At 70.1% G+C, this 24,044-nt stretch carries 12 protein-coding genes; 7 read left to right on the top strand and 5 right to left on the bottom strand.

The genetic code is table 11. The features are described 5' to 3' along the window. Positions 1 to 574 precede the first annotated feature (574 nt). Positions 575 to 2,005 carry a MocR-like pyridoxine biosynthesis transcription factor PdxR gene (gene pdxR, locus N0B71_RS23490; RefSeq protein WP_259755229.1) on the bottom strand — a complete coding sequence of 477 codons (1,431 nt, stop codon included), beginning with the start codon at positions 2,003 to 2,005 and terminating at the stop codon, positions 575 to 577. Positions 2,006 to 2,154: 149 nt separating this feature from the next. Here pdxR and N0B71_RS23485 point away from each other — a divergent pair, with 149 nt between their 5' ends. Further along, positions 2,155 to 2,595, top strand: coding sequence for a carboxymuconolactone decarboxylase family protein (locus tag N0B71_RS23485; protein ID WP_259755227.1), 441 nt, complete (start codon positions 2,155 to 2,157; stop codon positions 2,593 to 2,595). A 58-nt stretch (positions 2,596 to 2,653) separates the two neighbouring features. Here the strand turns inward: N0B71_RS23485 and N0B71_RS23480 are convergent, their stop codons facing one another. Both N0B71_RS23480 and N0B71_RS23475 read right to left on the bottom strand, forming a co-directional pair. After that, positions 2,654 to 3,844, bottom strand: a complete 1,191-nt coding sequence (locus N0B71_RS23480) for a YbfB/YjiJ family MFS transporter (RefSeq protein WP_259755226.1) — start codon at positions 3,842 to 3,844, stop codon at positions 2,654 to 2,656. Then, positions 3,841 to 4,713 (bottom strand): LysR substrate-binding domain-containing protein, encoded by an 873-nt coding sequence (locus N0B71_RS23475; RefSeq protein ID WP_259755225.1) that lies wholly within the window; start codon positions 4,711 to 4,713, stop codon positions 3,841 to 3,843. Before N0B71_RS23475 ends, N0B71_RS23480 begins: the two co-directional genes overlap by 4 nt. A 117-nt stretch (positions 4,714 to 4,830) precedes the next feature. Between N0B71_RS23475 and N0B71_RS23470 the strand changes: the two genes are divergently transcribed. After that, the gene (locus N0B71_RS23470; protein WP_259755223.1) at positions 4,831 to 5,889 is read left to right on the top strand and encodes an NAD(P)H-dependent flavin oxidoreductase; all 1,059 of its coding nucleotides are present in this window, start codon (positions 4,831 to 4,833) and stop codon (positions 5,887 to 5,889) included. Between the two features lie 158 nt (positions 5,890 to 6,047). Here the strand turns inward: N0B71_RS23470 and N0B71_RS23465 are convergent, their stop codons facing one another. Beyond that, complete coding sequence (locus N0B71_RS23465) at positions 6,048 to 6,941, bottom strand: DMT family transporter (RefSeq protein ID WP_259755222.1); 894 nt, start codon at positions 6,939 to 6,941, stop codon at positions 6,048 to 6,050. A 256-nt stretch (positions 6,942 to 7,197) separates the two neighbouring features. On the opposite strand from N0B71_RS23465, the gene N0B71_RS23460 reads away from it, so the two are divergent. After that, positions 7,198 to 7,995: an AraC family transcriptional regulator gene (locus N0B71_RS23460; protein WP_259755221.1), complete on the top strand. Its 798-nt coding sequence runs from the start codon at positions 7,198 to 7,200 to the stop codon at positions 7,993 to 7,995. Positions 7,996 to 7,999: 4 nt separating this feature from the next. Here N0B71_RS23460 and N0B71_RS23455 read toward each other — a convergent pair whose 3' ends face one another. After that, positions 8,000 to 8,536, bottom strand: a complete 537-nt coding sequence (locus N0B71_RS23455; protein ID WP_259755220.1) for an RNA polymerase factor sigma-70 — start codon at positions 8,534 to 8,536, stop codon at positions 8,000 to 8,002. Between the two features lie 347 nt (positions 8,537 to 8,883). Between N0B71_RS23455 and N0B71_RS23450 the strand changes: the two genes are divergently transcribed. The 4 genes from N0B71_RS23450 (at position 8,884) to N0B71_RS23435 (ending at position 24,033) form a co-directional block, all read left to right on the top strand. Further along, positions 8,884 to 9,102: an MbtH family protein gene (locus N0B71_RS23450; protein WP_259755218.1), complete on the top strand. Its 219-nt coding sequence runs from the start codon at positions 8,884 to 8,886 to the stop codon at positions 9,100 to 9,102. A gap of 3 nt (positions 9,103 to 9,105) precedes the next feature. Beyond that, on the top strand, positions 9,106 to 9,828 hold the full coding sequence (locus N0B71_RS23445; RefSeq protein WP_259755217.1) for a thioesterase II family protein: 723 nt from the start codon (positions 9,106 to 9,108) through the stop codon (positions 9,826 to 9,828). Positions 9,829 to 9,849: 21 nt separating this feature from the next. After that, entirely contained in the window at positions 9,850 to 10,836 is a 987-nt protein-coding gene (locus N0B71_RS23440) for a TauD/TfdA family dioxygenase (protein ID WP_259755215.1), read from the top strand. 402 nt (positions 10,837 to 11,238) lie between these two features. Beyond that, positions 11,239 to 24,033, top strand: coding sequence for a non-ribosomal peptide synthase/polyketide synthase (locus tag N0B71_RS23435; protein WP_259755214.1), 12,795 nt, complete (start codon positions 11,239 to 11,241; stop codon positions 24,031 to 24,033). Positions 24,034 to 24,044: the final 11 nt, after the last annotated feature.

Below are 24,044 nucleotides of genomic sequence, written 5' to 3'. Positions count from 1 at the left end.
ATTGGGCGCTGGCGCCGGCATCCGGTAAAGGCCGGAACCGGCTTTCAAAGCCGATGCTGAAAGGGTACGAGCCTGCGCTGCGCGCCTGAACCGCCAATTCCACGAAAAACCGCCGGGCCAATCTGTTGGGGCCGTGTTGCGATGCCTCCGACGCCTGTAGGAGCGGACTTCGTCCGCGATGGGGCATCGGTCATGCCCGCAGTGGCCGGAAAGCGATCGCGGACAGAGTCCGCTCCTACGAAAGCGCTCCGTGGCGTGCCTTTTGTAGGAGCAACTGTCTTTCTCTGAAAGTCCGTGCCTGTGTTTCCCTCTCCCTGAAGGGAGAGGGGACTGTACTGTGCAGGTTGAAACCAGGATGTCAGCCGGCACGGGCAGTTCCCTCTCCCTTAAGGGCGGGGGCGGGGGAGAGGGCACGCCCCGGCGCGGCTTTTGTAGGAGCGGGCCATGCCTGCGATCCGTGAGCAGGGCTCACGGCATTGATGCACACCGGGATGCGCGGACATTGTCCGCGGTTCGCGGGCGTGGCCCGCTCCTACAGGATTCGTCCAGAGCGACCGGGTATCGAAGCGAGGGCTCAGGCCAACTGCTGCAGCAGGTCGCGCAGCTTGTCCAGCGCCGGGTCGATGTCCAGCGTGTCGATGGCGCCGAACCCCAGCAGCAGGCCATCACGCACCGGCACCTGGTGATGGAACGGCGCCAGCCCGTAGAGGCCGACGTCGACCTTGCGCGCCAGCTCGCAGAGCAGCGCCACGTTGACCGGCTCGCGCAGCAGGGCGGTGAGATGGAAGCCGGCCACCGACGGCACCGCCTCCAGCCAGGGCGACAGGTCGCCCGCCAGCCGCGCGAGGATGCGTTCGCGACGCCCCGCGTAGATGCCGTGGCAGCGACGGATGTGCTTGAGCAGGTAGCCCTCGCTGATGAACCGCGCCAGCGCCCACTGCGGCAGCGTCGAGCTGTGCCAGTCCACGATCTGCCGGGCACGCACCAGCGCCGGGAACAGGCTCGGCGGCGGGATCAGGTAACCCAGGCGCAGCTCCGGCAGCAGCACCTTGGAGAACGTGCCGATGTAGGCCACCACGCCGTGGCGGTCGAGGCTCTGCAGCGCATCGGTGGGCCGCCCTTCGTAGCGGAACTCGCTGTCGTAATCATCCTCGATCACCAGCGCGCCCAGCTCCAGCGCCCGCGCCAGCAGCGCCTCGCGCCGCGCCGGGCTCATCGGCATGCCCAGCGGGAACTGGTGCGAGGGCGTGGTGTAGATCATCCGCGTGCCATCGGGAATCTGCGCCACGCAGATGCCCTCGGCATCCACCGGCACGCTGACCACCTCGGCGCCCAGGGTCTGGAAGATCAGCCGCGCCGGGGTGTAGCCGGGGTCCTCCATGGCCGCCTTGTCGCCGGGGCGCAGCATGACGCGGGCGAGCAGGTGCAGCGCCTGCTGCGCGCCGTTGCAGACCATCACGTCGTCCAGCTGGCAGTTCACCCCACGGGCGTAGGCGATGTGCCGCGCGATGCCGTCGCGCAGCGGCGCGATGCCCTCGGGGGCGCTGTAGTGCCCGCGCAGGCCGGTCATCTGGCGCAGCGCATGGTTCACGCAGCGCCGCCATTCCTCCTGGGGAAATTGCAGCTGGGTGGTGGCGCCGCCGATGAAGTCGGCCCTGGCCGTGCCGGCGCCGGGGTGGCGCAGGCGCGTGTCGAGGCTGGCCCAGCGCTCGATGTTGTCCTGGCTGGCGAAGCGCACGCCATCCCGGCGACGGTCGTGGCGCGGCAGGTGGGTGTTGACGAAGGTGCCGCTGCCGATCTTGCCCACCAGCACGCCCTCGTAGGTGAGCTGGGCGTAGGTGTCGGAAATGGTCTTGCGCGAAATGCCCAGCTGCTCGGCCAGCAGGCGGCTGGGTGGCAGGCGGCTGCCGGCGGCGAGGCGGCCGGAGTCGATGGCTTCGCGCAGCTGGCGATAGAGTTGCCCGGCGAGATCCTTCTGGCCGTGGATGATCAGGTGCAGCTCCAAGGGCGGACTCCGCAGGTTCAGTGCCGTGGCGCAAGCGTAGCGCCGGCCGGTGGCGCGGTGAAGTTGCGCGGTGGAAATTCCCTGGATTGGCCACTCGCCGCCCGGACGGCGCGGCGCACAATCACCGAGTCATCCCCTGGAGTGCCGTCATGCAGCCGCGTCTGGATTACTACACCGCCTCGCCGGAAGCGCTGAAGGCGGTGCTGGCGCTGGAAGCCGCCATCTTCGAACTGTCGCTGGAAAAGCCGCTGCTGGAGTTGGTGCGCCTGCGCGTGTCGCAGGTGAACCATTGCGCGTTCTGCGCCGACCTGCACGCCATGGAGGCGCGGCGCAACGGCGAGAGCGAACGGCGCCTGTTCGCCGTCAGCGTCTGGCGCGAGTCACCGTTCTTCACCGAACGGGAGAGGGCGGCGCTGGCGTGGTGCGAGTCCGTGACGCTGCTGTCCGAGTCCCAGGTGCCGCTGGAGGTCTTCGAGGCGGCCCGCGACGCGTTCAGCGAACGCGAGCTGGTGGACCTCACCGTGGCCATCGGCGCGATCAACCTGTGGAACCGGCTGGGCGTTTCGTTTCGCCAGCAACCGCCGGCGTGAACGGCAACGCGCCGGCTGCCTTTCTCTTTTGTAGGAGCGAGCTTGCTCGCGAACGAATTCACCGGCAGCTACGGTGTTGAGGCTGTTCGCGAGCAAGCTCGCTCCTACAGGCTTCACTCCGGCGCAGGGGGAGACAGCACAATGCTCCCACCATTAGAGCGCTCGCTGCGGCTGCGAGCGCCGGGATGAAGCTGCCAGTCAACCCACGCAGCGCGCTGGCCGCCAGCGGGCCGATGATCTGCCCGACGCCATACAGCGCCGTCATCGCCGCGAGCATGTTGAAGCGCACCTGCGTGGCCACCGCGCGGGCCGCCGGCATGGCGATGGTCACGGTGCCCATGAAGCTGCCGCCCACCAGCACCGCGCTGGCCAGGTAGAGGAGGGCGGAGTCGCCCAGCGCCGGCAGCATCACGCCCACGGCCTGCACCAGCAGGTTCAGTGCCAGCGCGCGGCGGCCGCCCAGCCTCAGGTGCAGGCGGTGCCAGAGGAAGCAGGACGGCGCGGCGCCCAGGCCGAACGCGGCCCAGACCTGCAGCGGGTCGATGGCGCCCAGGCCGCTCTTCATCAGCAGCGGCAGGTAGGTGGCGGTGATGATGTAGCCGAAGCCGGCCAGGCCGTAGACCAGCAGGATGATCGACGCAGGCAGCTCCGGCGCCGGCCCGGTGCCGTTCGCCGTGTGCCGCGACGCAGCCGGCGCTTCTCGGCCCAGCGCCGGCACGGCGAGCAGCGACAGCACCAGCCCGGCCAGTGCCAGCACGCACCAGATCGCCGCGCTGCCCAGGCCGAAGGCGTTGCCGGCGGCGATCAGCTCCGCGGAGGCGAGGATGCCGACGCCCACGCCGGCGAACATCATCGGCGCGCCGTGGCTTTCGCCCATGCGCTGCAGCAGCCATTGCGCAGCGCTGACCAGCACCATGGCGGTGAGCACGCCGGCCAGCAGGCGCACGCCGACGGCGAACCAGACCGGCGCCGGAATGGCCATGGCAACGAGGGCCAGCAGTGTAGCGGCCAGGGCCATCACGCAGATGCGCGCCGCATGCCGCTCATGGCTGCGCGCCAGCAGCAGGGCGCCGAGCAGGTAGCCCGCGTAGTTGGCCGAGGCCGCCAGGGAGCCGCCGGTGACGCTGAGCACGCCGTCGCGCACCATCAGCGGATACAGGCCGGTGAAGGCGAAGCGGCCAAATCCCATGCCCACGGCCAGGATCAGCGCCGCCGAGAGTGCGGCGGGCAGGCGGCGAGCGCGGCTCATGGGCGCGCCTCCAGGGCTTCGCGCCAGCGCTGGAAGGCGCCGGTGGCATAGCCATCGCGCCAGATCAGCAGGGTGTCCACCTCCATCAGCGGCACCACCTGCAGGGCGGGCGTGTCCCGTTGCAGTTCCAGCACCGAGCGCGGCAGCACGCCGAAGCAGGAACCGGTGTTCACGCAGGCGAGGATGCCGTGGTAGGAGCCCACCTCCTGCACGGCGAGCGAAGCGCCCCTCAACCAGCGCTCGAGCAGCTGGCGGTAAGTGCAGCCGCGGGCGAAGCCCACCAGGGTGCGGATCTGCACGTCTTCGGGGCGGGTGACCGGCGGATGGTCGCCGGGCAGCACCAGCAGCAATTCCTCGCGAAAGACCGCTTCGGCGCACAGGCCACGCTCCAGCAGCGATTCGAAGCCGGGCTCGGCGTGCAGGATGTCCGGATGGGAGATCAGCGCACAGTCCAGCTGGCGCTCCAGCACCTGATTGATGAGTTTCTGGCTGTGCCCCGTGCTGATGTGCAGCTCCACCTCCGGATAGGTGCGATGGAAGCGCGCGAGGATCGCCGGCAAGCGGCTCGCCGCGGCCGCCTCCATGCTGCCCAGGCGCAGGCTGCCGGTGGCGCTGCGAGGGTGCAGCGACTGCCGCGCTTCGTTGGCCAGCGCCAGCAATTGTTCGGCGTAACGGAGGAATTCGCGGCCCTGGTCGGTCAGCGTCATGCGTTTGCCGTCACGCAGGAACAGCGCCGCACCCAGGTCTTCCTCGAGTTGGCGGATGCGCGTGGTGACGTTCGATTGCACCCGCTGCAGACGAGCGGCGGCGCGGGTCACGCTCTGTTCCTCGGCCACGCAACGGAAGATTTCCAGGCTGGAGAGATCCATGATTGATCTTCAATAGAGAATAAGTTGCGAAGAATATTCTCTTCATGAGATGGTAAGTCAAGCCATTGATCGACCACCCGGCGGCGAATCCGCCGGCCCCGCGACGAGGACCCCGTCATGCGCATCACCGAACGGCTCGGCATCCAGCACCCCATCATCCAGGCGCCGATGGTCGGCGTGTCCACCCCGGCGCTGGCCGCGGCGGTGTCCAATGCCGGCGGGTTGGGGTCCATCGGCCTGGGGGCGAGCACCGCGGCCCAGGCCCGCGCGCTGCTGGCGCAGACCCGCGCGCTGACCGACAAGCCGCTCAACCTCAACCTGTTCTGCCACCGCCCGGCCGTGGCGGATCCGGCCCGCGAAGCCGCCTGGCTGGAACACCTGCGCCCGCTGTTCGCCGAGTTCGATGCGCAGCCGCCGACGCAGATCACCGAGATCTACCGCAGTTTCCTCGCCGACCCCGAGATGCTGGAGTTCCTCATCGAGGCGCGCCCGGCCGTGGTCAGCTTCCATTTCGGCCTGCCGCCGCAGGACTGGATCGACCGTCTGAAAGCGGCCGGCATCCGCCTGCTGGCCACCGCCACCTGCCTCGCCGAAGGCCGCGCCATTGAGGCGGCGGGCCTCGACGCCATTGTCGCGCAAGGCTATGAGGCCGGCGGCCACCGTGGCGTGTTCGAGCCGGAAAAGGACGCCCGCATCGGTACCTTCGCGCTGGTGCGTACGCTGGTGAAAGGCACCGGGCTGCCGGTGATCGCGGCGGGCGGGATCATGGATGGGCAGGGCATGCGCGCCGTGTTCGAACTGGGTGCGCAGGCGGTGCAGATGGGCACGGCCTTCATCGGCGCCGACGAGTCTTCGGCCAACGCCGCGTTCAAGGCGGCGCTGCGCGGCGAACGTGGCGAGCGCACCGAAGTGACGGCGGCGATTTCCGGCCGCGCGGCGCGCGGCATGGTCAATCGGCTGTTCACCGACGTCGGCAGCGCGACTGCGCCGGCGCTGCCGGACTACCCGATCACCTACGACGCGGCCAAGGCGCTGACCGCCGCTGCAGCCGCCAAGGGCAACAGCGATTTCGCCGTGCAGTGGGCCGGGCAGGGCGCGCCGCTGGCGCGGGAGATGCCGGCGGCGGAACTGGTGGCGACGCTGATGGCCGAGTTCCGCACCGGCACGAACCTGTAGGAGCGAGCTTGCTCGCGAACGGATTTCCCGAAGGCACTGGCGTCAAGCGGTTCGCGAGCAAGCTCGCTCCTACACGCGCGCCCTACGAGTTGCTGACCTGTAGGAGCGGGCCACGCCCGCGATCGCGCGCACGGCGCGCTCCTGCACGCGTATCCGCGTCAGCGGGCGCTGACGGCGGTGGCGGGCTTCTCCCGCGGCCGCCATAACTCGGCCAGCAGCACGCCAGCCAGGGTCAGCGCGCCGCCCACCAGGTGGTAGCTGGTGAGCCGCTCGCCCAGCACCACGGCGGCGATGGCGGCGGTCAGCACCGGCAGCAGGTTGAAGAACAGCGACATGCGGCTCGGCCCCATGCGCTGGACGCCCTGCATCCACGCCAGCGCGCCGACGATGGAGGCCAGCAGCCCGGCATACAGCACCAGCGGCAGGTTGGCGGCGGACAGGCCGTGGTGCGGCGAGGCCAGGTACAGCGGCGCCAGCGCGACGATCGCCACCAGCACCTGCAGGTACAGCATCAGCAGCGGCGGCAGCGGCAGGTTCCACTTCTTCAGCAGCACGCCATACACGCCGTAGGCGAGGGTGGCGACGATCATCATGCCGTCGCCCAGGTTCACGCCGTGGCTGAGCAGTTGCCGCGGGCTGCCCTGGGTGATCACCAGCAGCACGCCGCCCAGCGACACCAGCGCCCCCAGCAGGGCGGCGAGGCTCAGCCGGTGGCGCAGCAGCACGGAGGCCAGCGCCAGTGACATCAGTGGCATCAGCGAGAGGATGATGCCCATGTTGGTCGCCGAGGTGAGCGCGGCGGCGTAGTAGGCCAGGCACTGGTAGACGGCCATGCCGAGCAGGCCGAGGGTGACGATCCTGCCCAGGTTGGCGCGGATCACCGGCCAGTGGGCGAGGGTGGCGCGCAGCAGGAAGGGCGTCAGCAGCGCGCCGGCGAGCACCCAGCGGAAGAAGCCGATCTCCGCCGGGGCGATCTGCCCCACGGCGAGCTTGTTGACGACGGTATTGCCGGACCAGATGACCACGGCCAGCAGGGGGAACAGGTAGTTCATGGGTTCTTGCAGATCTCAGGATTGACTTCGGAGTGGGGCTGTTTCCCTCTCCCCAGCCCTGGCTACGCGCCCTGCTCCGAAGGGAGAGGGACTGGTTCGGAGCAGGATTACGCCGTTGTGTCAGCCGGCACGAACGGCTCCCTCTCCCTTCAGGGAGAGGGCTGGGGAGAGGGTGCTCCACCGATGGCGCCCATTGTCCGCCCGTCCGAATCCAGACGTATAATGAATACCGGACAATCCACCCCGGCATTCGGACATGACCCGCGCGCTGCCGCTCCCGCTTCCCGACATCGACCAGATGCCCGCCGCGTTGTACTTCCGCTACGACGAGTTCGACGCCGGCACCCACTCGCCCAGCCATCGCCATCCCTGGGGCCAGCTCAACTACGCGTCGCACGGCGTAATGGAGCTGGAAGTGGACGGCCAGCGCTTCCTCTCGCCGCCGCAGTACGCCGTGTGGGTGCCACCGGGACTCGAACACAGCTGCTACAACCGCCAAGCCATCATCTACCGCTCGCTGTATGTGTCCGCCGAGGTGGCGCGCAAGCTGCCGCCGAGCCCCTGCACGCTGGCCATCAGCGACATCCTCAAGGCGATCCTCTCCGACTTCGCCGCACGCCGGGTGAACATCCCGCAGAGCGCCGCCGACCAGCGCCTGGCCGAGGTGGTGATCGACCAGCTGCAGGCCGCACAGCCCCACGACGACTACCTGCCCTATGCCAGCGGCGGTGCGCTGGGCGAGGTGCTGGCCGCGCTGCAGGCCGAGCCGGGCGACAACCGCACCCTGGCGCAGTGGGCCGAGCGCGTGCACAGCACCGAGCGCACCCTGGCCAGGGCCTGTCAGCGGGAGCTGGGGATGTCGTTCGGCGAATGGCGCCAGCGCCTGCGGTTTCTCGCCGCCATCGAGGCACTGGCATCGGGGGAAGGGGTGCAGCAGATCGCCTTCAACCTGGGCTACAGCAGCCCCTCGGCGTTCATCGCCATGTTCCGGCGGCTCGCGGGCACCACGCCGGAGCAGTATCGGTTGACCTTCCGCGCCCTGGCGCGGGGCTGAGGGCTCAGCGGCGTCCTTCTTCGAGGCCCTTCAGCGTCTTGCGGCAATGCACCAGCGCGTCGCGCACCATGAAGTTCACCAGGGTCGGGGATACGCCCAGTTCCTCGGCGATCTCCTTCTGCGTGCGGCCGTGCAGGCGGTACATCTCGAAGGCGTAGCGGGTGCGTTCAGGCAGGCTCTGCAGGGCGCTGGAGATGGCCTCCAGGGTCTGCCGGTCCTCGTGTTCGATCTCCGGCGAGGCGGACGGCGTGGCGATGTGCAGGCCTTCTTCCTCGCTCCCCGAATAGCGCTTCTCCAGCGCCTGGCGGCGATAGAGGTCGATGGCCAGGTTGCGCACCACGCGCATCAGGTAGCCGCTCTGCGACTGGATGCCGGGCGTGAGGTCGCTCGCATTGAGCTTGAGGTACGCATCGTGCACCACGTCTTCGGCATGGCTGCGGCAGCCGAGGATGCGTGCGGCCGCATTGATGAAGGTCTGCCGGTGGGTGGCGAACAGCTCGTGGAGAGCGGGGCGCGGCTCGGCGGGCATTGGCTTGGACATGCAAGGTTTCCTATGCGGCGGCGGAGGCGGGGACGTCCACATGGGTTGAGGCGGTCAATCTAGTTCAAATGATAATTATTATCAATTTATTCGGAAGACTCCGACTCTCGCTCTGGAACAAGGGGTCCCACATAGGCTCGGAGATTTTTCATTCGCATCCATTCGTCAGAACTCTCGTCTTTCAGGTGAAGGGCAAGCCAGGAAATTTCGCCGGGGCATATCTTATGAGAATTAATCGCATCCGAGAACACTAACTATTTCATCTCCTCCCTCGTCTTCATGGCAGAGCCGGAAAACAGCGGTAGTGGCCGCTGGCCGGCATCCCGGACAGCTGAAGGAGAAGAGCGATGGCGTTCGATCGCGACGATGCGGTGTACAAGGTGCTGGTCAATGGCGAAGAGCAGTACTCGCTGTGGCCGGACTACAAGGAAGTCCCCGCCGGCTGGCGCGAAGCCGGCCAGCGCGGCAGCAAGGCCGAGTGCCTGGCTTTCGTCGAGGCGAACTGGACCGACATGCGTCCGCTGAGCCTGCGGCAGAAGATGGACGGCCCGGCGGCGGGGCACTGACCCATGCTGCGTCTGTTCTGCCTGCCGTATTCCGGCGCCAGCGCCATGCTGTATGCGCGCTGGAAGCGCCAACTGCCGAGCTGGGTCGAGGTCTGCCCGGTGGAGCTGCCCGGCCGCGGCCGGCGCTTCGCCGAAGACCTGCAGACCGACCTGCGCGCCCTGGCCAGCCAACTGGCCGATGAGCTTGCGGCGCGCCTCGATCAGCCCTACGCCCTGTTCGGCCACAGCCTCGGCGGCCTGCTGGCGTTCGAGCTCGCCCATGCCCTGCGCGAGCGCGGCCTGCCGATGCCGCAGGCGCTGTTCGCCTCGGCGGCCTCCGCACCGGCGCGTCGCGACAGCCATCGCGAGCTGGCGCAGGCGCAGAGCGACGCCCAGCTGATCGAGCGCATGCGCCGCCTGGGCGGCACGCCCGACGCGGTGTTCGCCGACGAGGAAATGCTGCGCCTGACCCTGCCGGTGATGCGTGCCGACTTCCTCCTCTGCGGCCTGTACGACTACCGCCCCCGCCCGCCGTTGGCCTGCCCGATCCATGTGTTCGGCGGCAAGGCCGACCGGCTCTCGGTGGACTCGCTGTCGGCCTGGCAGGACGAGACCAGCGCCGGCTTCTCCCTGGAGATGCTCGACGGCGGCCACTTCTTCCTGCATGCCGGCGAAGCGCGCCTGCTCGAACTGCTGCTCGGTCACCTGCGCCAGCCCGGCCAGTCGACCAGCGCAGCGCTGGCCTGATCGATCCACGCGGAGACCCCGATGCCCACCTCCACCCTGTTCGACATTGCTCCCCTGGCCGAAGCGCGCGGCGGCCTGCCGCTGCTGGTGCAGGCCCGCGGCGACGGCATCGACCTGCTCGATGCCCTGGCCGAGCTGCGCCCACTGGTGGCGGAGCGCCTGCCGGTGTGCGCCGGCATTCTCTTTCGCGGCTTCCAGGTTGGCGCGCCGGAGCGCTTCCGTGAATTCGCCGCCGGCTTCGGCCACCCGCTGCTCGACTACGAGTTCGGCTCCACCCCGCGCAGCAACGTCACCCGGGGCGTGTACACCTCCACCGAATACCCGCCTCACCAGCACATCCCGTTGCACAACGAGCAGGCCTACACCCGCGAGTGGCCGATGAAGATCTGGTTCTACTGCGTGCAGGCCGCGCAGAGCGGCGGCGAAACGCCGATCGCCGACAGCCGCGAGATCTACCGCCAGGTGGACGCGGGCATTCGCCGGCGCTTCAGCGAACGCGGGCTGATGTACACCCGCAACTACGGCAACGGCCTGGACGTCGCCTGGGAGCAGGTGTTCAACAGCGACGACCCGGCCGTGGTCGAGGCCTACTGCAAGGCCCACGGCATCGGCTGGGAGTGGAAGGAGGACGGTGAGCTGCGCACCCGCCAGGTCTGCCAGGCGGTGGCGCAGCACCCGGCCACCCGCGACTGGGTCTGGTTCAACCAGGCGCACCTGTTCCACGTCTCCAACCTGCCGCCGGAGGTACGCGAAAGCCTGCTGGAAATCGTCGACGAGGAAGACTTGCCGCGCAACGTCTACTACGGCGACGGCAGCCCCATCGAGACCGCCGTACTCGACGACATCCGCGGCGTGCTGGAGGAGGCCAAGGTGAGCTTCCCCTGGGCCAGCGGCGACGTCCTGATGCTCGACAACATGCTCGCCGCCCACGCGCGCTCGCCCTTCAGCGGGCCGCGCAAGGTGGTCGTGGCGATGGCGGAGGGGCATGGGGCGGATGTGCAGGCCTGATGGCCGTGCGGATAGCTCCCTGGCTTTCGGAGGAGTGCTCGGCCAGGGCTGCGGAGAGGGTAAGGGCCAGCGTCGGAGCGGCCGGAAGGACCCTCTCCCTAACCCTCTCCCTGAAGGGAGAGGGGACTGGTCCGGAGTGATGGGAGGTTTCAGGAGTACGCCGGAAATGAGAGCCGGCTCGGATAGCTCCCTCTCCCTTTAGGGAGAGGGCGGGGGGAGAGGGCCGCACCCAGCGCCGGAGCGGCGGGCAACACCCTCACCCCAATCCTCTCCCAGAGGGAGAGGGGACGATCGGAGCGAGTGAGCAGTTCGGCTCTCCGATCCACAGAACGCAAACACAGCTGAACCCACGAATTTCCCCCCGGCGGGCCCCCCACACCCGCCGCCAGAACAGGTGATGTCATGAACGACCGCTACGAAGCCGCAGGAAACCTGGTCGAGGCCCTGCTGCAACGCGCCTGCGAAATGCCGCGCAAGACTGCCCTGCGATTCATCGCCGAGAACGTCGAACTCCCCATCAGCTTCCGCGAGCTGGACGAGCGCGCCCGCGCCATGGCCGCCTGGATGCTGCGCCATGGCCAGCAGGGCGACCGCGCCGTGCTCCTGCTGCCCAGCGGCCCGGAGTACGTCACCGCCTTCTTCGCCTGCCTCTACGCGGGCATCATCGCCGTGCCGGCCTACCCGCCGGAGTCCGTGCGCCCGCAGCACCTGGCGCGGCTGCGTTCGATCCTCGATGACGCACAGCCCAGCCTGGTGCTCACCGACTCCACGCTGATCGAGGCCCTGCGCCCGGCCTGCGCGCGTGACCATGGCGAGAGCCCCCTGCTGCTGGCGGTGGACCAGGCGGACCCGGCGCTGGCGGTGGAGTGGCGGATGCCCGAGCTGGCCGATGACGACATCGCCTTCCTGCAATACACCTCCGGCTCCACCTCGACGCCCAAGGGCGTGCAGGTCAGCCACGGCAACCTGGTCGCCAACGAACGGCTGATCCGCCATGGCTTCGGCATCGGTGACGACGACGTGATCGTCAGCTGGCTGCCGCTGTTCCATGACATGGGCCTGATCGGCGGCCTGCTGCAGCCGATCTACAGCGGCATCGAATGCGTGCTGATGTCGCCACGCTACTTCCTCGAACGCCCGCGCCGCTGGCTGGAAGCCATCGCGCGCTTCGGCGGCACGGTCAGCGGCGGGCCGGACTTCGCCTACCGCCTGTGCTGCGAGCGGGTCAACGAGGCCGCCCTGGAAGGCCTCGACCTGAGCCGATGGCGCGTGGCCTTCTCCGGCTCCGAGCCGATCCGCCCGGACACCCTGGAACGCTTCGCCGCCTGGTTCGCCCCGGCGCGCTTCGACGCCTCGTCCTTCTACGCCTGCTACGGCCTCGCCGAGGCGACCCTGTTCGTCACCGGCGGCGTGCGCGGCCAGGGCATCGGCCAGCTGGAAGTGAACCTCCAGGCCCTGGGCGACAACGTCGCCCGTCCGGGGCGGGGTACGTCGCTGATCAACTGCGGCGGCGCCCAGCCCGATCATGAGATCCAGCTGGTCGACCCGCTCAGCGGTGACATCCTCGGCCCCGACCGCGTCGGCGAAATCTGGAGCAGCGGCCCCAGCGTCGCCCGCGGCTACTGGCGCAACCCCGAAGCCAGCGCGCGCACCTTCGTCGAGCGCGACGGCCGCACCTGGCTGCGCACCGGCGACCTGGGCTTCCTGCATAACGACGACCTGTTCGTCACCGGGCGCCTCAAGGACATGCTCATCGTCCGTGGCCAGAACCTCTACCCGCAGGACATCGAACGCTGTGTCGAGGACGAGGTGGACCTGGTGCGCAAGGGCCGCGTCTGCGCTTTCGCCATCGAGCACCAGGGTCGCGAGGGCATCGGTATCGCCGCCGAAGTCGGGCGCAGCGTGCGCAAGCTGATCTCCGCCGAGGCGCTGGCCAGGGCCATCGCCGCCGCCGTGGCGGAAACCTTCCAGGAAGCGCCGCTGGTGGTGGCGCTGCTGGAGCCGGGCGCGCTGCCCAAGACGTCCAGCGGCAAGCTGCAACGCTCGGCCTGCCGCACCCAGTTGCTCGACGGCAGCCTGCAGGCCTATGCCATCCAGCGTGCCGGCGAGCCGATCAGCGACGGCGCCAGTGCCAAACCGGCCGCCGCGCTGTCCGCCGAGGAGCAGGCTATTGCCGCGCTGTGGAGCGAAGTGCTGGAACTGCCGGCGATCCGCCGCGACGACAACTTCTTCGCCCTGGGTGGCAACTCCATCAAGGCCACCCAACTGATGGCGCGCCTGCGTGAGCGCCTCGGCCGCGCCGTGGAATTGCGCGTGCTGTTCGAAGCGCCGGAACTGGGCGCCTTCGCCGCCGCCCTGGCCGCGCTGCCGATCACCCAAGCCGAGTCTGTGCCGCAAGTCCCGCGTGCCGGCCTGCTGCCGCTGTCGCCGGCCCAGCGCCGCCTGTGGTTCCTCTGGAAGCTGGAGCCGCACAGCGCCGTCTACCACATCGCCGGGCGTATGAACCTGCGCGGCGAACTGCGCCGTCCGGCGGTGGAGCAGGCCTTCGCCGTGCTGCTCGGCCGCCATGAAACCCTGCGCAGCCGCTTCATCGAACAGGCCGACGGCGAGGTGGCGCTGCGCCTGTCCGACGACACGCACGTGGAGCTGAGCGAGAGCGACTTCAGCGCCCTGGGCAGCGCCCGCCGCGATGCCGCTGCCCAGGAGGACGCCAATGCCTTCGCCGCGCAGCCCTTCGACCTGGCCAACGGCCCGCTGCTGCGCCTGCGTCTGCAGAACCTCGGCGGCGGCCGCCAGGCGCTGCTGCTCTGCGTGCACCACATCATCGCCGACGGCTGGTCGCTGAACCTGCTGCTGGAGGAATTCGCCGAGTGCTACCGCGCCATCGTCGAACAGCGCCAGCCGGTGCTGCCGGCGCTGCCGCGCCAGTACCTCGACCTCGCCGCCGCCCAGCAGAGCACGCTGGAAGCGGGCGAGGGCGCGCGCCTGCTGGACTGGTGGAGCGAACGCCTGGGCACCTCCCATGCGCCGCTGGAACTGCCCTTCGCAACGGGCGAGAAAGGCCAGAGCGCCGAGCTGATCGAGCGCGAGGTGGACGCCGAGCTGACCGGCAAGCTGCGCAACCTGGCCCAGGCCCACGGCGCGACCCTGCCGATGCTCCTGCTCGGCGCCTACAACCTGCTGCTGCAGCGCTACAGCGGCCAGCACGACCTGCGCATCGGCCTGACCCAGGCCGGCCGCGAGCAGCTCGACAGCGAACGCCTGGTCGGCTTTTTCGTCAACCTGCTGGTGCTGCGCAGCGAGCTGCCCGAAGGCGCCAGCCTGCGCAGCGTGCTCCGCCAGCTGCGCGACGACCTGCTGCAAGCCCAGGCACACCAGGGCCTGCCGTTCGAGCAGCTGGTGCAGGCGCTGCAACCCGAGCGCGGCCATGGCCGCCATCCGCTGTGCCAGGTCGCCTTCGATCACCAGTGGCAGCCGCGCGCCGGCAATGGCCTGCCGGGCGTCAGCGTGGAAGCGCTGGAGCAGCTCGACTTGGAAACCCCCTTCGACCTGGTGCTGCGCGTCCGCGAGGGCGAGCAGAGCCTGCGCCTGAGCTTCTGCTATGCCCGCGAACGCTACGCCGCCGCCGGCATGCAGCGCCTGGTCGGGCACTTCCTCGACCTGCTGCGCGCCTTGCCGCACCTTAACGCCGACGCCGTGCTGGACGCCCGCGACTGGCTGCCCGCCAGCGACTGGCGCATCGCCGTGGCGGGGGAGGCGCCTGCCTTCGAGGCGCTGAGCGAAACCATCGCCGCCCAGGCGCGCCGGCACCCCGCCAAGGTCGCGTTGATCGACGGGCAGCGCGAAGTGAATTTCGCCGAGCTGGAGGATCGTTCCAACCGCCTGGCGCAACGCCTGATCCAGCGCGGCATCGGTGCTGAACGCCGGGTCGCCGTGGCCCTGCCGCGCGGGGTGGACGTCCCGCTGGCGCTGCTGGCCGTGATGAAGGCCGGCGGCGCCTACCTGCCGCTGGATGTCGACTACCCCGAGGAGCGCCTGGCCTGGCTGATGCAGGATGCCGGCGTCGACCTGCTGCTGACCAACGCCGCGCTGGCCGAGCGCCTGCCGCTGCCCGAGGGGGTCGAGCGCCTGGTGCTGGAAGAAGCCGACCTCGGCAACGCCCTGGCCGTGCGCCCGCTGCTGCACATCCAGGCGCAGAACCTCGCCTATCTGATCTACACCTCCGGCTCCACCGGCCTGCCCAAGGGCGTCGCCGTCGCCCACGGCGAGATCGCCGCGCACTGCCGCGCCATTGGCCAGCGCTACGCGATGAGCGAGGCCGACCGCGAGCTGATCTTCATGTCCTTCGCCTTCGACGGCGCCCACGAGCGCTGGCTCACCGCGCTGTCCCACGGCGGCAGCCTGCTGATCCGCAACGACGCGCTGTGGACCGCCGAGCAGACCCTCGAACAATTGCGCCACCACGCGGTGACGGTCGCGGCCTTCCCGCCGGCCTACCTGCAACAGCTGGCTGAACAAGCGTTGATCACCGGTCACGCGCCGAGCATGCGCATCTACTGCTTCGGCGGCGACGCGGTGCCCGAGGCGGCCTACCAACTGGCGCACCAGGCGCTCAAGCCGCAGCACCTGATCAACGGCTACGGCCCCACCGAAACCGTGGTCACCCCGCTGCTGTGGAAGGCCGACGCGAACACCCCCTGCGGCGCCGCCTACGCGCCCATCGGCGAGGTGGTGGGCGAGCGCAGCCTGTACATCCTCGACGACCGCCTGCAGCCGCTGCCGCGTGGTGTGGCCGGCGAGCTGTACATCGGCGGCCACGGCCTGGCCCGCGGCTACCACCAGCGCGCCGGCATGACCGCCGAACGCTTCGTTGCCGATCCTTTCTGTTTATACGGCCAGGCGGGCCGACTGTACCGCAGCGGCGACCGCGTGCGCTGGCGCGAAGACGGTGCGCTGGACTACCTCGGCCGCGTCGACCAGCAGGTGAAGATCCGTGGCTTCCGCATCGAGCCGGGCGAGATCGAAGCCCGCCTGCGCGCGCTGCCCGGCGTGCGCGAAGCGGCGGTGATCGCCCGCGACAGCGAACGCGGCAAGCACCTGCTGGGCTATGTCTGTGGCGACAGCCTCGCCGAGGACGTGCTGAAAGCCGCCCTGCGCGCGCAACTGCCGGACTACATGGTGCCGTCGCGCCTGCTGGTGCTGGAGCGGATGCCCCTCAACGCCAACGGCAAGATCGACCGAAAGGCGCTGCCTGAACCGCAAGAGGCCGCCCGCGCCAGCGAAGCCCCGCGCGACGGCCTGGAAAGCCGCGTCGCCGCTGTCTGGTCGGAAGTACTCGGCGTGCCCGCCGTGGGCCGCGAGGACGACTTCTTCGAGCTGGGCGGCCACTCACTGCTGGCCACGCAGGTCATCTCCCGTCTGCGCCGTGACCTGGGTTGCGACGTGCCGCTGCGCGACCTGTTCGAAGCCAGCCGCCTGGACGAATTCGCTGCACGGCTGGCGGCTCTTGCGCCCAGCGCGCGTCCGGCCCTGCGCGCCGTGGCCCGCGACGGCGACCTGCCGCTGTCCGCCGCCCAGAGCCGCCTGTGGTTCTTCTGGCAGATGGAACCGGCCAGCGCGGCCTACAACGTGCCGGGCGCCCTGCGCCTGCGCGGCCCGCTGGACGAGGCCGCACTGCGCCGTGCCTTCGACGCCCTGGTCGCGCGCCATGAAACCCTGCGCACCACCTTCGACGAGGTGGATGGCCGGGCCTTCCAGCGCATCCAGCCGGGGCTGGCCCTGGATCTCGCGCGCGTCGATCTGTCCGCTGAAAAAGATGCCGAAGCCGCCGCGCGCCACCTGGCGGAGACAGAAGCGCAGCGCCCCTTCGACCTGCGCAACGGCCCGCTGCTGCGCCTGACCCTCCTCAAGCTGGCCGATGCCGACCACGTGTTGCTGCTGACGATGCACCACATCGTCTCCGATGGCTGGTCGATCCGCGTGCTGGTCGACGAATTCAGCCGCCTCTACGGCGCCTTCGCCGCGGGCGCGGACCTGCACCTGCCGGCGCTGCCGGTGCAGTACGCCGACTACGCCCAGTGGCAGCGCGAGCTGCTGGCGGGGGAGGAGGGCCAGCGTCAGCTGAGCTGGTGGACCGAGCAGTTGGGCGGCGCCGATGCGGAGCGGGAATGGCCGGTGCTGGAACTGGCCACCGACCGCCCGCGCCCGGCCGTGCAGAGCTACCGTGGCGGCAGCCTCGGCTTCAGCCTGGATGCCGGTCTTGGCAGCCGCCTCAAGCAGCTGGCCCGCGAGCAGGACGTCACCCTGTTCATGCTGCTGCTCGGCGCCTACGCCGTGCTGATGCAGCGCTGCAGTGGCCAGCGCCACCTGCGCGTCGCGGTGCCCATCGCCAACCGCCAGCAGCTGGAGACCGAAGGGCTGATCGGCTTCTTCGTCAACACCCAGGTCATGCCGTTCGCCCTGCGTGACGACGAGTCCTTCGCCGCGCTGCTGGCCCGTCTCAAGCCGCTGGCCCTCGGCGCCCAGGCGCACCAGGACCTGCCGTTCGAGCAACTGGTGGACGCCCTGCAACCCGAGCGCAGCCTGGCCTACAACCCGCTGGTGCAGGTGAAGTTCAATTTCGGCTTCGACGTCAGCCGCCTGCCCGACGCCGGTGCGCTGAAGCTGGAGCTGTTCAGCGAGGAACAATACGGCGCGCGCTTCGATCTCGCCCTGGACATGGCCGAGGCGCTGGACACCGACGGCCAGCCGGGCGACGAGCTGCGCGGCAGCTTCGTCTATGCCCGCGACCTGTTCGACGAGGACAGCGTCGCCGCCATCGCCGGCCAGTTCGACGCGCTGCTGCGCCAACTGTGCGCCGAACCGCAGCGCGCCCTCGGTGAGCTGCCGCGGCCGGTGGCGTCGCGCCGTCGTGGCGAAGCGCGGCAGTGGCCGCAGCAGGACGTGCTCGGCCTGTTCGCCGCCCAGGTCGCCGCGCAGCCGGATGCCATCGCCGTGCAGGACGATGGCGTCCGCTACACCTACGCGGAGCTGGACCAGCGCACCAACCGCCTGGCCAATGCCCTGATCGCCAGCGGCGTGGAGCAGGGCGAGTGCGTCGCGATCTGCCACGAGCGCAGCGCGCAGTGGGTGCTCCTGCTGCTGGGCGTGCTCAAGGCCGGCGCCACCTGCGTGCCGCTGGACCCGGCGCAACCGGCCGAGCGCCTGCGCCAACTGCTCGCCGACAACGGCATCCGCCGCGTGCTGGTGAGCGATGTAGCGCTGCTGGACGCGTTCGGCGACGCCGCCCTGCTGATCCCCGCCGGTGGCCCGCAGGAGGGCGCCGAGGCGGCGCCCGCGCGGCGCATCGACCCGCAGCAGGCCGCCTATGTGATCTTCACGTCCGGCTCGACGGGCCAGCCCAAGGGCGTGCGCGTCAGCCACGCCGCGCTGGCCAACTACGTGCAAGCCGTGCTCGAACGCCTGCAACTGGACCAGGGCCGCGCCCGCGGCCTGGGCCTGGCGATGGTCTCCTCGGTGGCCGCCGACCTCGGCCACACCACGCTGTTCGGCGCCTTGTGCGGCGGCGGCCGCCTGCACCTGGCCGATGCCCAGGCGGTGGCCGACGCCGAGCGCTTCGCCGCGTTCATGCAGGAGGTGGACGTGCTGAAGATCGTCCCCAGCCATCTCGCCGGCCTGCTCGCCGCCGCGCCCGACGCCGCTGCGGTACTGCCGCGTCGCCTGCTGGTGCTGGGCGGCGAAGCCTGCGACCGCGCGCTGCTGCAGCCCATCCGCGAGCTCGCTCCCACGCTGCGCATCGTCAACCACTACGGCCCCAGCGAATCTACGGTCGGCGTGCTCACTCACGAATGGTCGCTGCCGGACGCTCTGCCCGCGGCCAGCCTGCCCATCGGCACGCCGCTGGCCAACACCAGCCTGCGCGTGCTCGACGAGAACCGCCGCGACCTGCTGCCCGGCGTGCCCGGCGAGCTGTACCTCGGCGGCGCCGGCCTGGCGCTGGGCTATCTCGGCCTGCCGCAGATGACCGCCGAGCGCTTTGTGGAAGTCGACGGCGAGCGCCTGTACCGCAGCGGCGACCGCGTGCGCCTGAGCCGTCGCGGCGAGGTGGAATTCCTCGGGCGGGTGGACGACCAGGTGAAGATCCGTGGCTACCGCGTCGAGCCGGGCGAGCTGGCCCAGGCCCTCAAGCGACTGCCCGGCGTGCGCGACGCCGTGGCCCTGGCCGAGCGTGACAACGACGGCCCGATCAAGCTGCTGGCCTGGGTCGTGGCCGAAGGGCAGGGCGTGGACAGCCTGCGCGACGCCCTGGCGGCCAGCGTGCCGGACTACCTGCTGCCAGCCCAGCTGACGCTGCTGGAGCGCCTGCCCCTGAACGCCAACGGCAAGGTCGACCGCAAGGCCCTGCCACGCGCCGAAGCGGTCGCCAGGAGCGTCGACAGCGCGCCGCTCTCCGAACTGGAACAGCGCATCGCCGACATCTGGCAGGCGGTGCTGAAGGTCGAGCGCGTCGGCGCGCAGGACAACTTCTTCGAGCTGGGTGGCGACTCCATCCTCAGCCTGCAGATCATCGCGCGCATTCGTAAACTCGGGTACAAGCTCAGCCCGAAACAGCTGTTCGAGCGGCAGAGCGTCCGCCAGCTGGCGCAGTGGCTGGAAAGCCGCGCCCCGACGGCACCGGCAGCGCCCGCACCAGTGACCGCCGTCAGCGGTGAGGTGGCCCTGTCGCCGGTGCAGGCGCGCTTCTTCGAGCGCGTGCCGGGCGCCCAGCGTCACCACTGGAACCAGGCGTTGCTGCTGCAGCCGCGCGAAGCACTGGACGGTGACCTCCTGGCCCGCGCGCTGCATTGGCTGCTCGGCCAGCACGACGCGCTGCGCCTGCGCTTCGACGGCAGCCGCCAGCGCTACGCCGAGCCGGGCCCACTCGACATGACCCTCCTGTGGCGCCGCCGCGCGGCGGACGCCCGCACCCTGGAGCGCCTGTGCGACGACGCCCAGGCCAGCCTGGACATCGCCAACGGCCCGCTGCTGCGTGCCATGCACGTCAGCCTGGCCGACGGCGGTGAACGCCTGCTGCTGGTCATCCACCACCTGGCGGTGGACGGCGTGTCCTGGCGCATCCTGCTGGAAGACCTGCAGTACGCCTACCGCGAGCTGCGCGCCGGCCGCATGCCTGCCGCTCTGCCGCGCAGCGACAGCTACCAGGCCTGGAGCGCCCGCCAGCAGGCGGCGGCCAACAGTGCCGAGGCGGCCGCCGAGCTGGACTACTGGCAGGCCCAGCTGCGCGATGCGCCGCGTCTGACCCGCGCCCGCAGCGACGCGCCGGTCACCTGGAAGGAAGCCGCCAACGCGCGCTTCAGCCTCGACGCCGAGACCACCCGCCAACTGCTCGGCCCGGCACTGAAAGCGCAGCGCCTGCAGATCAACGACCTGCTGCTGACCGCGCTGGCCCGCGCCCTGTGTGCCTGGACTGGTGAAAGCTCTGCGCTGGTGGAGATGGAAGGCCACGGCCGCGACGCCTTCGATGGCGAAGCCGCGCTGGACCTGAGCCGTTCCGTGGGCTGGTTCACCGCGCTCTATCCCGTCCGCCTGCAAGCCGGCGGCGAGCCGGGTGCGGACCTGCGCGCCACCCGCGAACACCTGCGCAACCTGCCGCGCGCCGGCATCGGCTATGGCCAACTGCGTTACCTGAGCAGCCACGCCGCCAGCCTGCGTGACCTGCCGGCGCCGCAGGTGACCTTCAACTACCTTGGCCAGCTCGACCAAGCCTTCGCCGACGCCGACTTCCTGCCGGCCTTCGAAGGCGTGGGCCGCAGCCAACCGCTGAACGCTGCGCTGGGCAATGCGCTGGTCTACGCCGGCCGCGTGCTCGGTGGTGAACTGAGCCTGGAAGTCACCTACAGCAGCGCCATGTTCGACGCGGCGGACATCGCCGAGCTGCAAGCCCTGCTGCGCGCCGAGCTGCAAGCACTGGTCGCTTATTGCCTGAACACCCCACGCAAGCTGGAAGCCACCGAGCTGCCGCTACTCGGTCTCGATCAGCAACAGCTCGACGCACTGCCGTTGCCGGCCGGCGTGGAAGACCTCTATCCGCTGTCGCCGATGCAGCAGGGCATGCTGTTCCACGCCCTTGACGTGCCGGGCTCCTCGCTCTACGTCAACCAGCTGCGGGTCGATCTGGACGGCCTCGACGAGGCGCGCTTCCTCGCTGCCTGGCGCGCGGTCATCGCCCGCCACGCCAACCTGCGCACCGGCTTCCTCGCCAGCGCAGACGCCGCGCCGCTGCAGTTCGTCCTGCGCGACGTGCAGCTGCCGGTGCAGTCCTTCGACTGGCGCGACCAGCAGGTCAGCGCGCAGCAGCTGGAAAGCGTCGCCGACGCCCAGCGCAACCTCGGCTTCGACCTCGCCAAGCCGCCGCTGCAACGCCTGGCGCTGGTGCGCCTCGGCGAGCGCCGCTACCACCTGATCTGGACCTGCCACCACCTGCTGCTGGACGGCTGGAGCAGCGCGCGGCTGATCGGCGAAGTGCTCGCGCTCTACCGTGGCGAAGCACTGCCGGCACCGGCCGCGCAGTACGGCGACTACATTGGCTGGCTGCACGCCCAGGACGGCGCGGCGGGCGAGAGCTTCTGGCGCGAGCGCCTGAAGGGCGACGAGCCGACCCCGCTGGCCACCGCCTGCAGCGCCGGTTTCCGCGAGGAGCCGCTGCGCGAGCTGCACAGCCGCCTCGACAGCGCACCGCTGCAACGCTTCGCCCAGGCCCAGCGCATCACCCTCAACACCCTGGTGCAGGGTGCCTGGGCGCTGCTGCTGCAACGCTACTGCGGCCAGCGCAGCGTGACCTTCGGCGCCACCGTGGCCGGGCGCCCGGCCACGCTGCCGGGGGCGGAGGAGAGCCTCGGCCTGTTCATCAACACCCTGCCGATTGTCCAGGCGCCGGATGACGCCCAGCGCGTCGGCGACTGGCTGCGCGAGCTGCAAGCCTTCAACCTCGACGTGCGCGAGTTCGAGCACACGCCGCTGTACGACATCCAGCGCTGGGCCGGTCGCGGCGGCCAGGCGCTGTTCGACAGCCTCATCGTGTTCGAGAACTTCCCCATGGATGCGGCGCTGGCGTCGTCCAGCGAGGACGACCTGCGCATCCTCGGCCACCACCCGGTGGACGGCACCAACTACGCCCTGGCCCTGGTAGCCAGCGCCGGCGAACAGCTGGACGTGCGCTACACCTACCGCGCCGACCGTTTCAGCGCGAGCCAGATCGAGCAGTTGCGCGGCCACTTCGAGCGCTTGCTGCTGGCCCTGGTGGAGGATGCCGAGCGTCCGCTGGGCCGCGTCAGCCAACTGGCCGACGCCGAGCGCAGCGCACTGCTGCAAGGCGGCAACGACACCGCGGCGGCATTCCCGGCGGACGTGCAGCTGCAGGAACTGATCGAGTGCCAGGTGGCGGCAACCCCGCAGGCGCTGGCCGTGCAGTTCGGCGAGCAGCGCCTGAGCTACGCCCAGCTCAATGCCCGTGCCAACCAGCTGGCGCACTGGCTGCGCGGCCAGGGCGTCGGCCCGGACGTGCTGGTCGGCGTGGCCGCCGAGCGTTCGGTGGAGCTGGTCGTGGCGCTGCTGGGCATCGTCAAGGCCGGCGGCGCCTACGTGCCGATGGACCCGGACTACCCGCAGGAGCGCCTGCAGCACATGCTGAGCGACAGCGGCGTGAGCCTGCTGCTGACCCAGCAGCACCTGCTGGAGCGCCTGCCGGCGAGCAATGCCGTAATGGTCTGCCTGGACAGCCAGTGGAGCGAAATCGCCACGGCGTCCGAGGACAACCCGGCCATCCTCGGCAGCCCGCAGAACCTGGCCTACCTGATCTACACCTCCGGCTCCACCGGCAAGCCCAAGGGCGCCGGCAACAGCCATCGCGCGCTGGTCAATCGCCTGAACTGGATGCAGAAGGCCTACGCGCTGGATGCTTCCGATCGCGTGCTGCAGAAGACCCCGTTCAGCTTCGACGTGTCGGTGTGGGAGTTCTTCTGGCCGTTGCTGACCGGCGCCGCCCTGGTGGTCGCCGCACCCGGTGCGCACCGCGACCCCGCGGCGCTGCGCCAGGTGATCGAGGCGGGGCAGGTCACCACGCTGCACTTCGTGCCCTCGATGCTGCAGGCCTTCGTGGCGTCCGGCGAGCTGGAACGCTGCCCGTCGCTGCGGCAGGTGATGTGCTCCGGCGAAGCGCTGCCCTATGCGCTGCAGCAGCAGTTCCGCCAGCGCAGCAGTGCGAAGCTGCACAACCTCTACGGCCCGACCGAGGCGGCGATCGACGTCAGCTTCTGGGCCTGCGAGGAGGACAACGCGCGGCAGGTGGTGCCCATCGGCCGGCCCATCGACAACCTGCGCCTGGTGCTGCTGGACGAGCGCCTGGAGCCGGTGCCGCAGGGCGTGGCCGGCGAGCTGTACATCGGCGGCGTGGGCCTGGCGCGCGGTTACCACGCGCGGCCCGGGCTGACCGCCGAGCGTTTCGTCGCTGACCCCTTCGGCAGCGGTGATCGCCTGTACCGCACCGGCGACCTGGCGCGCCAGCGCGACGACGGTGCCATCGAATACCTCGGCCGTCTCGACCACCAGGTGAAGATTCGCGGCCTGCGCATCGAGCTGGGCGAGATCGAAGCGCGCCTGCAGGCTCACCCGCAGGTCAGCGAAGCGGTGGTGGTGGCCAGGGACGGCGTGCTGCTGGCCTACGTGGTCGCCAGTGCCGAGCCGGAAGTCCTGCGCCAGGCGCTGCAAGGCGAGCTGCCGGACTACATGGTGCCGTCGCGGATCATCACCCTCGATGCCATGCCGCTGTCGCCCAACGGCAAGCTGGACCGCAAGGCCCTGCCGGACCCGCAGCTGGGCGACAGCCTGCGCGAGTACGTGGCGCCGCGCAGCGACCTGGAAGTCGAACTGGCCGGCATCTGGCAGCACGTGCTGCAGGTGGAGCGCGTCGGCCTGCACGACGACTTCTTCGAACTGGGCGGCCATTCGCTGCTGCTCACCCAGGTCGGCCTGACCCTGCGCCAGCGCCTGGGCCTTGAGTTGCCGCTGCACCGCCTGTTCGAGCTGAGCAACATCGCTGCGCTGGCCGCCTGGATCGAAACAGAGCGCGCAGGCACTGCCAGCGCGGAAGAGGAACTGAACCTGATGGATGAGCTGCTCGGCGAGCTGGAGAATCTGTGATGAGTGGGGCA

The organism is Pseudomonas sp. GCEP-101 (assembly GCF_025133575.1).
GTDB classification, from domain to species: Bacteria; Pseudomonadota; Gammaproteobacteria; order Pseudomonadales; family Pseudomonadaceae; genus Pseudomonas; species Pseudomonas nitroreducens_B.
This window is presented reverse-complemented; position numbering and strand designations above follow the sequence as displayed.